The organism is Cupriavidus sp. 2TAF22 (genome assembly GCF_052115045.1).
GTDB lineage: Bacteria > Pseudomonadota > Gammaproteobacteria > Burkholderiales > Burkholderiaceae > Cupriavidus.
In genome coordinates this window covers 1-12,523 of sequence record NZ_JBFRFX010000041.1, presented here as the reverse complement: position 1 = coordinate 12,523, position 12,523 = coordinate 1, and the positions used below count along the sequence as shown (strand labels likewise).

At 64.6% G+C, this 12,523-nt stretch carries 12 protein-coding genes; 7 read left to right on the top strand and 5 right to left on the bottom strand.

The annotated features are described in order from the left end of the window. Positions 1-32 precede the first annotated feature (32 nt). Positions 33-1,055: a Bug family tripartite tricarboxylate transporter substrate binding protein gene (locus AB4Z48_RS32780; protein WP_441621749.1), complete on the top strand. Its 1,023-nt coding sequence runs from the start codon at positions 33-35 to the stop codon at positions 1,053-1,055. Between the two features lie 201 nt (positions 1,056-1,256). Here the strand turns inward: AB4Z48_RS32780 and AB4Z48_RS32775 are convergent, their stop codons facing one another. The 4 genes from AB4Z48_RS32775 to AB4Z48_RS32760 all read right to left on the bottom strand — a co-directional run bounded on the left by AB4Z48_RS32775 (position 1,257) and on the right by AB4Z48_RS32760 (position 4,967). Next, entirely contained in the window at positions 1,257-1,805 is a 549-nt protein-coding gene (locus AB4Z48_RS32775; protein WP_441621747.1) for a plasmid pRiA4b ORF-3 family protein, read from the bottom strand. A 134-nt stretch (positions 1,806-1,939) separates the two neighbouring features. Beyond that, positions 1,940-2,185, bottom strand: a complete 246-nt coding sequence (locus AB4Z48_RS32770; protein WP_441621745.1) for an H-NS histone family protein — start codon at positions 2,183-2,185, stop codon at positions 1,940-1,942. A 258-nt stretch (positions 2,186-2,443) separates the two neighbouring features. After that, entirely contained in the window at positions 2,444-3,493 is a 1,050-nt protein-coding gene (locus AB4Z48_RS32765) for a DNA-binding protein (RefSeq protein WP_441621744.1), read from the bottom strand. 484 nt (positions 3,494-3,977) lie between these two features. Then, the gene (locus AB4Z48_RS32760; protein ID WP_441621742.1) at positions 3,978-4,967 is read right to left on the bottom strand and encodes a LysR family transcriptional regulator; all 990 of its coding nucleotides are present in this window, start codon (positions 4,965-4,967) and stop codon (positions 3,978-3,980) included. Positions 4,968-5,063: 96 nt separating this feature from the next. Here AB4Z48_RS32760 and AB4Z48_RS32755 point away from each other — a divergent pair, with 96 nt between their 5' ends. From AB4Z48_RS32755 to AB4Z48_RS32730, 6 genes are all read left to right on the top strand, one after another. Continuing rightward, entirely contained in the window at positions 5,064-5,753 is a 690-nt protein-coding gene (locus AB4Z48_RS32755; RefSeq protein WP_441621740.1) for an HAD family hydrolase, read from the top strand. Positions 5,754-5,780: 27 nt separating this feature from the next. Further along, complete coding sequence (locus AB4Z48_RS32750) at positions 5,781-6,797, top strand: tripartite tricarboxylate transporter substrate-binding protein (protein ID WP_441621738.1); 1,017 nt, start codon at positions 5,781-5,783, stop codon at positions 6,795-6,797. Between the two features lie 48 nt (positions 6,798-6,845). Beyond that, on the top strand, positions 6,846-7,979 hold the full coding sequence (locus AB4Z48_RS32745; RefSeq protein WP_441621736.1) for an alanine racemase: 1,134 nt from the start codon (positions 6,846-6,848) through the stop codon (positions 7,977-7,979). 337 nt (positions 7,980-8,316) lie between these two features. Further along, positions 8,317-8,589, top strand: a complete 273-nt coding sequence (locus AB4Z48_RS32740; protein ID WP_441621734.1) for an XRE family transcriptional regulator — start codon at positions 8,317-8,319, stop codon at positions 8,587-8,589. Positions 8,590-9,386: 797 nt separating this feature from the next. After that, positions 9,387-10,610, top strand: a complete 1,224-nt coding sequence (locus AB4Z48_RS32735) for an 8-amino-7-oxononanoate synthase (protein WP_441621830.1) — start codon at positions 9,387-9,389, stop codon at positions 10,608-10,610. Between the two features lie 85 nt (positions 10,611-10,695). Then, positions 10,696-12,054 carry a cytochrome P450 gene (locus AB4Z48_RS32730; RefSeq protein WP_441621732.1) on the top strand — a complete coding sequence of 453 codons (1,359 nt, stop codon included), beginning with the start codon at positions 10,696-10,698 and terminating at the stop codon, positions 12,052-12,054. A gap of 77 nt (positions 12,055-12,131) precedes the next feature. On the opposite strand, the gene AB4Z48_RS32725 is transcribed toward AB4Z48_RS32730, so the two are convergent. Then, positions 12,132-12,523: biotin/lipoyl-containing protein (locus AB4Z48_RS32725; RefSeq protein ID WP_441621730.1), on the bottom strand; the 392-nt coding region annotated here is incomplete at its 5' end.

Here is a 12,523-nt window from a genome sequence, read left to right as displayed (position 1 = left end):
TGTGCATTGGCTCGGCCCACCATCACAACATCATGATGGAGACAAACATGATGCGGTATTGCTGCAATACATTGAAACTCGGCCGTTTCCTGGCCCTGGCATGCGCGCTTGGCATGGCCCTGGACCTTCTTGGCGCCGCGCCGGCGATCGCGCAGCCGTGGCCGGCACGGCCGGTTCGCCTGATCCTGCCCAGCGCCGGTGGCAGCGGGCCCGACACCATTGCGCGCATCTTTGCCGAGCGCTTGTCGCGCACGCTGGGCCAGCCCGTCGTGGTCGACAACCGGCCGGGCGCTAACGGCGTCATCGGCGTCGACGCGGTGGCCAAGGCGCCGCCTGACGGCTACACCTTGCTATTCGCCAGCTCCTCTTCGACCGTCATCAGCCAGGCCCTGTTGCACAAGCTGCCCTTCGATGTGACGCGCGACTTTGTGGCCGTGGCGCAGATCTTCTCAGGGGGCATCCATCTGGTCGCCTCTCCGGATTTTCCAGCGCACAACCTGAAGGAGTTCGTTGCCCTCGTCAAGGCGAATCCCGGCAAGTACGACTATGCCACCTGGGGTCCGGGCTCCACCGGACAGCTTGTGATGGAGTACCTGAAGCGGCAGGAGGGACTCGACATCCGGCATGTGCCCTACAAGACGATCGGCCAGATCTACCAGGACATGCAGGGCGGGCGGGTGAAGGTGGCCTTCGTCGACGCGACCAGTTCCGTGCCGCTGATCAAGACCGGAAAGCTGCGCGGCCTCGCCATCACCGGGTCGCACAGGGGCCCGGCGCTACCGGACCTGCCGACCATGACCGAACAAGGTTATCGCTTCGATACGGATGCCTGGTACGGCGTGTTCGCCCCGCGCGGTACGCCGGCCAGCATAGTAGCGGCCGTGCATCGGGAGATCCTGAACACGCTGTCCGCCCCGGAACTGCGTGACCGGTTCGTCCAGCTGAACCTGGTCGATCCGCCATTGAAAAGCCCGGAGCAGTTTGCCAATACCGTCCGTACCGACCTGTCCCTCTGGCAAGGCATTGCCAAGGCAAACGGAATCAGCCTGGACTGAGAGCCCGGGGTCTTGCGCCCTCGCCTGCACGGCCGCCAGTTCGGTGCGCAGGTCCGCGACAGGCCCGGGCATTGCATGACCTGTTCGGCCTGTCGGTCGACGGGCTCGCTGGCCAAATGATCCTCAGTCGATCACCCACCCACCCTCGATCAAGCTTTCGAGACTTGGGTAGCTATGCCCTTGCCCGTCAGTGAGCAGGCGTCACCGAATTGCCCGCAGCCTCGCATTGACCGCATTCACATCAAAGCCAACTGGATCGAATACGCCGCCAACCCACGACCGGAAGTCATTGTGCTGTTCGTGGTTCTTGTCCCGGAGCGCTGCAAGGAATTGCGCATAACCGTGTGGCCCGCCAACGTCTTCCGGAGGGCAAGCGTTCTCGCCAGCCAGGCAAGCCGGCAGAGCCAGCGCCAGGTCAGGGTAGCCAACTGATTCGACAATGACACGGTGCCGCCAGTCATCGCCAAAATCATAGCGGTACTCGAATTCAGTGACCGCGCCGAGTGCATTGTTCAGCCGGACGCCCTTCTCCGACCGCAGGCCTTCATCCGAGACGTCCTTATCCTGCACACCGAACCGCTCGCTGTCGATGTCGAATTCATGCAGGTGAGTGTCCTCCCAGCCCATCACAGAATGGATTACCTTGTGGAGCTTGGGGAGTTGCATATCGGCCGGGACAACAAAGCGACGCCAGACCAGAGGCTTGACGTGGAGCAGTTCGATACGAAGGGTTGCGGCAAGCTTGAGCATAGGCGGAAGAGATAATACATAGGTCCGGAGACCACGCTAACTGGCTTGCATGGTGAAGCTGATGAGCCATGAGCGAGCGGCTCCCGATGGCGCGGGTGAAGGAAATCGAAGTGGTAGCCTCTACTCGCCAACCACTAAACGCGGAAATGCTCCACGCTCTGCCCGGCGTTGACCGCCCGCTGCAGCCAGTCCGGCATGGCGCCGCGGCCATCCCAGCCCTGCCCGTGCGCGTTGCGATAGCGCACCGCGCCAGGCAACGTCGCCGGTGGCGGCTCGGGAAAACAGCCAGCGGCCTGCAACTGGGTCAGGGTCAGGCCGTGCTGGGCCATCTGGATGCGGATCCAGGTAATCGCTTCGGCGCGCTCGATTTCGATCGACATTATTTTCGGTGCACAGATTGGAGGAAGCTGCGGAGCAGGATCCTGCGTGGTCGTCTTAGAGACCGTTGGGCCTCAGCATTGTTCGGGCGGCTCGTTGGTGTCAAGCCACCCACCGCATTGGGGACTGGGCATCACGTGCCCACCCATCGCTTAAAAATTAATCAGATCCGAGGGGCCCGCCGAATAGCTGGTCCTCGCGCGGCTTGTCCACAGGCTTATCCCGTGGCGCAGTGGACAAATCCTCGCCCCCTCTTCTCTTCAGGCCGGCCCCGGCTTGAACTTGGTGCGCGCCACCGGCGTCCGACGCCGGGCCGGCGCCAGATGGCGCGCCGCAGCGGCCTCCGCCTGGGCACGCTCGGCCCGCCGCAGCGCCGCTTCCAGTTCGGCCCGCAGCCCGTCCTGTGCCGCCTGCCCTTGTCCGAGCGCCTGCCGGGCCTGCGCCAGTTGCTCGCCGAGCGTGTCGCGCTCGGCCTGCAAGCGCGCCCGCGCCTCGGCACCGGCCACGGCGGCGTCCTGCGCCCTCGCCTGTACGGCCGCCAGTTCGGTGCGCAGGTCCGCGAGCACCTGCTCGCCCTTCTGGCGCAGCGTGCGTTCCTGGTCGATCTCGCGCAGCGCGCGGCGTTCGGTGGCGCTGGCCCGTTCCTGGGCCACGGCGACCTGCTCGCGGGTGTGCTCCAGCTCCGTCGAGAATTGGGTGCGCAGCTCCTGCAGTTGCCGCTCGAGCGCTGCGAGCTGGCGCGTGCCTTCCTCCTGACGCGCCTGGGCAGCCGCGAGAGCCTGGCGCGCGGCCTCCAGTTCGCCCTGTAGCGCCGCGCGCGCCTGCTGGGCGGCGTCACAGTCGGCCTGGACGGCGGCGGTCTCCTGTTCGGCCACCACCACCGCGGCGCGCGCTTGGTCGCGCTGGGCCTCGGCTTCACTGGCCTGGAGCCGGGCCTCGGCCCGCAAGGCGGCCAACTCGCCGGTGGCCGCCTCGTTGGCGGCCTGCCAGATCGATTGCACGGCATTGGCGGCGATCGCCTTGAGCGCGTCCGGCAGGCCGGGATGGTCGATGGTCACGCGCATCTTGTCGCGCAGGTCGGTCCAGAACTGCGCCAGCACCTCGGTCGGCGTGCCCATGCTGCCCTTGCGCACCAGTTGATAGAGCTTGTTGGCGGTGGGGGTGATGCCGTAGCGGAAAAAGAGCAGGCCGCAGACCTCGCGGTAGAGCGCGCGGGTCTCGGGGAATTGGGTGCGCAGGGCGGCCACGTCGGCGGCGAGCGTGGCCTGCAAGGCGGCGTCGGACGGCGTGGATTCAGGGCTGGCGGTCATGGTTTGGCAAAAATCGTCCGAGAATTTTCAATATATTACTACGTAATACGTATTTAATATTGATTTTTATCTCACACGTTAGACATAATTACGCTTCTGTCTATAACTTATGGCGCACTGCCCTCCTGACTTGCGCCTCGGCCACACTTTCGGCAAACCGCTCGCACGAAAGTGATCGCGGCGGCTAGGAGAGGCTGACCTGGAAGAACTGGAAGCGGCGGGAGGCCTCGGCCCGGCTGGCTGCGGCGGGCGGTCAATGCGGGGCTGACGGCGGGATTTTTCCGGGATCGGATAAGAGTCCTGGAGAACCAAGCGGGGCCCGGAATCTCGCAGGAGCCTTGCTTGCCCCCGGCCCAGTCACCGTCACACTTGTGGCAGCCGAGCTGGTGCTCGCCGGGAAGGGTGACTTCCGCAGCCCACGTGGCTATGCCCACGCGGGCCTGATGGCCTTTGTTCGGCTGCGCTGCTCGTCGGATTCGGCCCATCATCCCCGGCGGGTCATACGCCACGGCGGCCTTGGCCCCAGGGCTTTGCGCAGCATCTCGACGAAGAGCCGCGCACGCATTGATGACTGGCGCGACTGCGGCACCAGCGCCATCACGTCGGCGTCGGGCAGCCGGTACGCTGGCAGCAGCGCTACAAGACGGCCGGAGAGCAGTTCATCGGCCACATCCCATTCTGACCGCGCCATGATGCCTTTGCCGGTCAGGCACCAGTGATGGACAACATCGCCGTCGTTGCTCTCCATCGTTGGGCGCACCCGCACTGTCTGTTCTCGCGATCGCGCATGGCGAGGGTTCTGGCTTTGGCTGTTTCCGCCGTCCTTTGCGCCGTCATCGCAGGTAAAGCGCCACAGCGTCACATCCTCCTCGTTCTCCCTGAGAACCAGGCAGGCGTGCCGTTCGAGATCTGCAGGCGTTTCCAATGGCGGTACTTTGGCCAGGTATTCGGGCGCCGCGCACAGGATGCGTCGGTTCGGCGCAATGCGATGCGCAATCCAACGCGAATCCGGGATCTCGCCGATGCTGACCAGCACGTCGAAGGCATCACGGCCATGCACCGGCTGGCGCGGCAGCATCAGGTTGTCCGACAGGTACAACTGCACCTCGAGATTGGGATGCGTGCCATGGAACTGCGCCAACAGCGGACCGAGGTAGCGGCGCCCAAAGCCAAACGGCCCGTGGACTTTGAGCTTGCCTGCCACGGCCTGGCTGCGCTGCTGCAGTGCCTCTTCGATCGCCTGCATCTGTTCCAGGACACCGGTGGCGTGCTGCGCCAGCAGATGCCCTTCGTGCGTGAGTTGGAGGCGCCGTGTGGTGCGCTGGGCTAGCCGGATACCCAGGCGCGCCTCCAGTTGGCCCAGGCGCTTGGTCACGGCCGGTGGGGTGACGTTCTCCTCCCGGGCCAATGCGGCCAGGCTTCCTAAGCGATCCAGCGCCAGAACGAACCGCAGATCTTCGATGTCTAGCTTCATTATTAACCTTCAGGTGAATTAAGAAATTCTATGGCATTAACCACATGAGGGCATGGCATACCTACACTGGCGACTCGAAACCCGGAGACCGCCGCCATGACACAGCCAACACATCAGCCACTGCAAACACCTCAAGCCCGCCAATACGATTTCGTCCTGTTCGATCTGCTAACCGCGTTGCTCGACTCCTGGTCCCTGTGGAATAGCGTCGCGGGCAGCGAGACGGCAGGCCGGGCCTGGCGTGCCGCCTACCTGAAGCGCACCTATGCGTGCGGCGCCTACCGCCCCTACGAGACGCTAGTGCGCGAGGCCGCGATCGAGACCGGGCTGCCACCATCCATGGCTGACGCGCTCGAAGAACGGTGGACAGAGCTCACGCTGTGGGACGGTGCCGCCGCTGTTCTCGACGCCCTGCGCGCATCGCATGGACTCGGTGTTGTGACCAACTGCTCCGAGCGTCTCGGGCGGCTGGCGGTCGAGCGCCTCAATGTGCCGATGGACGTGATAGTGACGTCCGAGCGCGCCGGCTTCTACAAGCCGGATCCGCGCCCCTATCGACAGGCGCTGCAGGAATTGGGGGCGGAGGCTGCCAATACGCTATTCGTCGCCGGATCCGGCTTCGATCTGTTCGGAACATCGGCGGTAGGGCTCGACACCTACTGGCACAACCACGCAGGGCTGCTTTTGCCCGACGGCGCGCCGGCACCGTTGCAGCAGGGCCCGAGCCTCCTGCCCGTGCTCGAGCTCGTCGCAACGCCGCGCAGCGGAACCCAAGCGCAGGGTTGAGAGGCGCGCTACTTGCGAGGAGACCCAATGAAATCCGCCATTGCCACCGCCCTGCTCGTCGGCTCGCTGAGCGCCGTCGTTGTCCCAACCGCGTTTGCTGCCACTGCGCCCGCTGCACCGCCCGCGCCGGCGCAAAAGTGGCCAAGCAAGCCACTTACGCTCATCATGCCGTTCCCTGCCGGCGGCCCCAGCGACGCGCTGGCCCGCGCCGTTGCCGCCAGGATGGCATCCGGCCTGGGCACATCGATCGTGGTCGAGAACGTTGCGGGCGCAGGCGGCTCGATCGGCATGCAAAAACTCGCTCGCGCGCCCGCCGACGGCTACACGATCGGTTTCGGCACCATAGGCACCCAGGCGGCCAACATGATCCTGTATCGCAAGCCGCTGTATGACGCGCGTCAGGATTTCGAGCCGCTGGGGCTGGTCGGGTCCGCGCCCGTGCTCCTGCTGGTCAAGCGCGATCTGCCAGTCAATGACTTCAACCAGTTCACCGACTACCTTCAGGGACATCCGGCCACCACGTCATATGGCACCGCTGGGATCGGTTCCATCTCGCATCTGGCGTGCCTGATGCTCCTGGGCGACCTGAAGCTGAATGCCATGCACGTTCCGTACAAGGGCGTGGCGCCGGCGATGGCAGGTTTGATGGGTGGCGAGACAGACTTCACCTGCGATCAGACCACCACATCACTCGCGCAGGTGGCGAGTGGCCGTGTCCGCGCCATCGCGGTGCTGACGCGGGAGCCTCTGCCCACGCTGCCCAAGGTCGCCACGGCGCAAAGCAGTGGCAAGACACGCATCGATTTCCATTCCTGGAACGGCCTGTTTGCTCCCAAGGGCACCCCTGCTCCTGTGGTGGCCAGGCTGAATCAGGCAATCAACGACGCGTTGGCTGACACTGCCCTGGTGCGCCAGATGCACGAAGTGGGTGTCGAGTTCCCGGCCCGCGCCGACAACACGCCCGCCAATCTAGCCCGGCTTGTGGAGCGCGATTTCCGGCGCCTGCGGCCGCTTCTCGAAGCCAACAAGGTGCAACTGGATTAAGCAAGCGGGCAGCCGCTCGCTGCGTGCTGCCCCCAACAAAGGATTCCCATGACTTTGCAAGAACTTGAAACGCCGGCGCTTGTGCTGGACCGAGCCAAGATGGAACGCAATATCGCGCGGCTGCGCAACCGCCTTGCGCCCTCCGGCGTCACGCTGCGGCCACACGTCAAGACCAACAAGTCGGTCGACGTCACGTCTTGCATCGGTGCAGCTGGTACGCCAATCACCGTGTCCACACTGAAGGAAGCTGGCTACTTCCTTGACCACGGCTGGAGCGACATCCTGTACGCGGTGGGCATCGTGCCGTCCAAGCTGGCGCATGTCGAAGACCTGGTGCGGCGGGGCGCAAAGCTGACGCTGCTGCTCGACAACGTGGAGGCGGCCAGCGCGCTCGCGGCCTGGTGTCGCGAGCGCGCCCTCAACGTGCCGGTGCTCATCGAGATCGACACCGACGGTCACCGCTCAGGCGTCAAGCCGGAGGACCCGTCGTTGCTCGATATCGCTGCCGCACTGGGCTATGACGAGGGGACTGGCGCCTGGCTCGCGGGCGTGCTCGCCCATGCAGGCGACTCGTACAACTGCCGTTCGGTCGAGGCGATTGAAGCCCTGGCCGAGCAGGAGCGCGCCGGCGCCGTAAGGGCGGCGGAACGTTTGCGCGCCGCCGGCCATCGCGCGCCGGTGGTTAGCGTCGGTAGTACGCCGACCGCTCATTTCGCCCGCTCGCTCGAGGGCGTGACAGAGGTACGGGCAGGGGTGTTTGTATTCTTTGATCTGGTGATGCGGGGCATTGGGGTCTGCGACACAGATGACATTGCGCTGTCGGTCTTGTGCACGGTGATCGGGCACCAGCGTGAAAAAGGCTGGCTGATCACCGATGCAGGCTGGATGGCAATGTCGCGCGACCGTGGCACCGCGAAGCAACCGGTCGACCATGGCTATGGATTGGTTTGCGATATCGACGGCAAGCCGCTGTCAGATCTGGTGATGATCGACGCCAACCAGGAGCATGGTATCGTCCGCCACCGCACGGATCCGACCGCCACGCCAATGCTCCCACTCGGCACGCTTTTGCGCGTGCTGCCGAATCATGCATGCGCGACAGCGGCACAGCACGGGGCCTACGCGGTAGTAGCGGGCGGCACTGCGTTGCAAGCGCGTTGGACCCGCTTTGGGGGATGGTGAGCGCGATGGCTAAAAGCAATCCTGGCACAATCGCCGCCTCTACGCCCGCGGCAACCACCGGAGTCAACAATGGCGTCGCTTTTTTCGACGTGCCGGCACTAGCTGCGCCACGCGGCCACAACTCGCACGTTGCGACGGGCCAAGGCCTCGTCTTCGTCTTCGTCTTCGTCTTCGTCWTCGTCTTCAGTGTGTCACCGTGATGACAGGGCAGCCTTGCACCGTCTTGGTGTTTCCCCGAGATTGTGCTGACCGCGCCTTACCCTAATAATCGCGCCCTGTGCCTGCGTCGTGCAGGCGCAGTAAGGGCTTGATTGCCCAGGATAAAAAGGAAGTCCAGATGTTCCGCTTCGAGTATGGAACGAGCAATGTTTATGTCCAGCTTGGATTCGCGGACGCCGAAGAAATCCCGCTCAAAGCGGGAATTGTGAGAGACATCACCGACCGCATTCGGGCCGCCGGGCTGACGCTCTCGGATGCCGCCGCCATGCTAGGGACATCACAATCGGATCTGCTCCTGGCGCTTTGCGGGAAATTCCAATCTTTCCGCGCAGCAGAGTTGCACAGTTGGCTTGATCGGCTGAACTTCCCGTTGCTGCCGAAAAGCCGATAAGCCCTGGACGCTTGCAGGGGGCATCGACCTGATGCCCGAGTGGCTGCAGGCTATATTGCCACCGGGACAATGCACGGTACGGCGGAACTGGATACGTCAATACAGCCTCATCCTCGCTAGTCCGATGCAGGGACTACACAGTGGCGGGCTTCGCCCAGCGGATCAATTCCGCCTTCAGTTCCCTGGACTCCTGCTCGAGAGCGCCTCATCGTTCCAGAGCTTTGCCAGCTTCATGCACTCATCGGCAAACGACTCGCGCGCCTGAGGGGTCTCGCCACCATTCCTTCCCGCTCTTTCGCGCGATCCTCATCATCCGCCGACTTGATGCTGGAGCAGATGCGGAGCTTGGTCAGCATCGACCACATTTCATTGCCGCTATTGGCCCGTCACTTGCGGGCTCCACGGGTTGTGGGTGTTTGACGCCTGGCGATTAATTGCGTTTTCCTGCGACGATGGGAGGGCTGAGGCGCCAGCCGACTCGAGGGACGACAGCGTTGCCGGAGCACAATCATCCACTTGATCGCTGATTTTGTCGTCTTTGTCTTGCTTTTATCAGCATCCCGCCGTCAAGTCGCCTCTGTCCGCCAGTTTGCGAAACATGAGAAGACCCGACTAACATCCCCTCTCCGATTCATGCCAGTGCTCGGCCTTCCTGTGAGACGACCGCGCCGAGGATGACCGAAACAGGAGGTGATGTGGGAAATGCATCCACTAGCGGACCTGCCAGCATGCTGGCCCACTGCGATGCGCTGGCTGTGCAACCCGCGGAGCGACCCGCACCTGCAGGAGTTCGGCAATTGCTGATTGACCAACTGAACCAGGTCGCGGCCGAGCGCGCCGCAGGTGCATTGACGCGCCACCGCCGCACCGCGCTCACCGGTTGCGCACCTCACCAGACGGTTAGCGTCAAAGACGGTGAAGCACGTCTTCTGCTGAGTTTTTGCAGCAACGACTACCTCGGGCTGGCAAGCCACCCGGCGGTGATCGCCGCGTTCGCGGAGGGGGCCCGGCGTTACGGCGCGGGTAGCGGCGCTCCCGCCCGCGTCAATGCGCATCCGCTCGCCCACCACCAACTGGAAAGCGAGCTGGCCCGGTGGTTCGCGCCGAATATTCCCAAGGTGCAGGCGCTCTACTTCTGCACCGGATACATGGCCAACCTGGCCGTGCTGAGCGCGCTGGGCACGGCCGACGCCACCCTGTTTTGCGACAAGCTCATCCATGCCTCGCTGATCGATGGCGCGCTGCTGGCTCGCGCCACGATGAAAAGGTACCCACACTGCGATATCACCGCGCTCGCCAGGCAGCTTGCTGCCTGCAACAGCCCGCTAAAGCTGATCGTGACCGACAGCGTGTTCAGCATGGATGGCGACATGGCACCGCTTGCCGAAATGCTGGCACTGGCCGAGCGCCACGACGCCTGGATCGTGGTGGACGATGCCCACGGCTTTGGCGTGCTGGGGCAGCGAGGCCGAGGTGCCCTGGAGCATCTGGGGCTGACCTCCGAGCGCCTGATCTATGTCGGCACGCTGGGCAAGGCGGCGGGCGTGGCGGGCGCGTTTGTCGCTGCCCACCGGACGATTGTGGAGCATCTGGCCAACGTGGCCCGCCCCTACATCCACAGCGAGGCTGCGCCGCCGGCCATCGTTCATGCGCTCCTGAGCAGCCTGGCGCTGATCGCAGGCCATGAAGGACGCGAGCGCCGCGACCACCTGGCGCAGTTGATCGGGCAGTTGCGCAACGGCCTTCAAACCCTGCAGGTCCGGCATCCGCACGCCGGCTGGCATCTCGCCGACAGCAGTACACCCATCCAGCCCCTGATCGTCGGCGACAACGAGGCCGCGCTGTCGCTGTCCCAAGCGCTTGAGAACGACGGCATCCGCGTTACCGCGATCCGCCCGCCCACCGTGCCCAACGGTACGGCGCGCCTGCGCATCACACTGTCGGCGTCGCATACCGCAGCCGACGTGGCACGCTTGCTGGACAGCCTGTCCGCCATCATGGCCCGGCGGGCAGAGCCATGAAAAACCTCTCGCCTCATTGCCGTCGCTTCCGAACCGCGCCAGGCCGAAACCCGACAGCGTCTGGCTGCCAAAGCAGGATTCCACAATGACCAGCATTGCCGACAGCACGACTGCCACCAACCAGGCCACCACGCTCGCTTCCACGTCCCTAAGCCGGTACCACACCGAGGAAGCGATGGCCGGAGCGTTGACCCCCTGCGACCGCCTGGTCGACGACGCCTTCCTGCGTGACCCCTACCCTGCCTACCACGCGCTGCGCGCGCTCGGGCCCATCCATTGGAGCGAAGAATTCTTCGGGGGGGCCTGGCTACTGACCCGGCATGAAGATGTGGAAGCGGTGCTGCGCGACCCCCGGTATTCGGCGCGGCGCACGGGAGGATGGGTGATGCGTGGCAGCGAAGGCGAGCGCCAGGCGCTTTGCCCCTTCCAGCGCTTGTTCAGCCGGGCCATGCTGTTCCTGGACGCGCCCGATCATACGAGGCTGCGACAGGTGCTCAATGCCGGCTTCCGTCCGGCTGCCCTGCGCGCTTTTGCCGGCACCATCGAGCAAATGACGGCCGGGCTGATTGCGCAGCTCGCAGGCGCCGAGGCGTTCGATTTCATGGAGTCGATTGCCAGGCCGCTGCCGGCGATGGTCATCGCGAGGTTGCTAGGCATGGACGTCGAGAACCAGCCGGACTTCCTCGCCTGGTCCGAAGACCTGGCCGCCTTCATCGGCGCACCGGATCCCGACGCCGCGCTGAAACGGCGCGCCCAGGTCAGCCTGCTCAAGATGGCTGCAGCATTTGAATCGATGCTGGCGCGGCGCAAGGCAGAAGACACGGATCTCTCGCAGGCGCAACAGCGGGACCTGATCGGGCATCTGCTGTACGCCGAGGCCGAAGGCAAAATCGAGGCCGGTGCCGAACTACTGGCGCAATGCGCGATGCTGCTGTTTGCCGGTCATGAAACGACGCGCAATCTGCTTGGCAACGGACTGCACGCCCTGCTGAGCCATCCCGAGCAATGGCAGCGCCTGCAGCAGACCCCGGAACTGCTGCCCAATGCCCTGCGCGAGTTGCTGCGCTACGAAAGCCCGGTCCAGTACACGGGACGTCGGGTTGCTACAGACATGATGCTGCACGGGCGCCAGTTGCGGCGCGGCGATCTGGTCGTTGCCCTGATCGGCGCCGCCAATCGCGACCCGGCGCGCTTCCGCAACCCGGACGAGCTGGACATCACGCGACGCGAAGGCTCCCACCTTTCGTTCGGGCATGGCCCACATGTGTGCATCGGCGCCGCGCTGACGCTGATGGAGGCAGAGATCGTGTTCCGGGCGATTCTGCGCCACATGCCCGCGCTTTCGCTCGCAGACGCCGAACCGCACTGGAACGGCAACCCCGTCTACCGGGGCTTGGCCAGACTTAGTTTGCAAGCGCGAGGACAGTCTGCCCGACAGACGTAGCTGGCTTTGTCACAACTTGCCCTCCCGTCCTGGACGGACGGGAGGCAACAGCCTGTCTCCGTGCAAGCACGCCAATATCAATCCGCCGGCTTCAACTCGATCAGCAGATCCTTCGCGGCGACGCGGTCACCCTGCTTCACATGCACCGCGGCAATCTCGCAGTCGCGATCCGCGGTGATGTGGGTTTCCATCTTCATCGCCTCCAGCGCCATCAGCGTCGTTCCCGCCGCCACGCGCTGTCCTGGCTGGACCGCCACCGTCACGATCGAGCCCGGCATGGGCGCGGCGATATGCAGCGGATTGCCGGGCTCGGCAACCGGACGGCTGCTGCGCACCACGCTCGCGTGCGTGGTACTACGCTGCTCGACCAGCGTTGTGCGCGATTGTCCGTTGAGCTCGAACTGGACCTTGATGACCCCCTCTTCGGCGTCAGGGTGCGTGCCTTGCAGCGAGACCAGCAGCGTCTTGC

Excerpts from the sequence above, each read along its gene's own strand:
- AB4Z48_RS32780 (WP_441621749.1), top strand. The coding sequence starts at position 33 with ATGATGGAGACAAACATGATGCGGTATTGCTGCAATACATTGAAACTC.
- AB4Z48_RS32775 (WP_441621747.1), bottom strand. The coding sequence starts at position 1,805 with ATGCTCAAGCTTGCCGCAACCCTTCGTATCGAACTGCTCCACGTCAAG.
- AB4Z48_RS32770 (WP_441621745.1), bottom strand. The coding sequence starts at position 2,185 with ATGTCGATCGAAATCGAGCGCGCCGAAGCGATTACCTGGATCCGCATC.
- AB4Z48_RS32765 (WP_441621744.1), bottom strand. The coding sequence starts at position 3,493 with ATGACCGCCAGCCCTGAATCCACGCCGTCCGACGCCGCCTTGCAGGCC.
- AB4Z48_RS32760 (WP_441621742.1), bottom strand. The coding sequence starts at position 4,967 with ATGAAGCTAGACATCGAAGATCTGCGGTTCGTTCTGGCGCTGGATCGC.
- AB4Z48_RS32755 (WP_441621740.1), top strand. The coding sequence starts at position 5,064 with ATGACACAGCCAACACATCAGCCACTGCAAACACCTCAAGCCCGCCAA.
- AB4Z48_RS32750 (WP_441621738.1), top strand. The coding sequence starts at position 5,781 with ATGAAATCCGCCATTGCCACCGCCCTGCTCGTCGGCTCGCTGAGCGCC.
- AB4Z48_RS32745 (WP_441621736.1), top strand. The coding sequence starts at position 6,846 with ATGACTTTGCAAGAACTTGAAACGCCGGCGCTTGTGCTGGACCGAGCC.
- AB4Z48_RS32740 (WP_441621734.1), top strand. The coding sequence starts at position 8,317 with ATGTTCCGCTTCGAGTATGGAACGAGCAATGTTTATGTCCAGCTTGGA.
- AB4Z48_RS32730 (WP_441621732.1), top strand. The coding sequence starts at position 10,696 with ATGACCAGCATTGCCGACAGCACGACTGCCACCAACCAGGCCACCACG.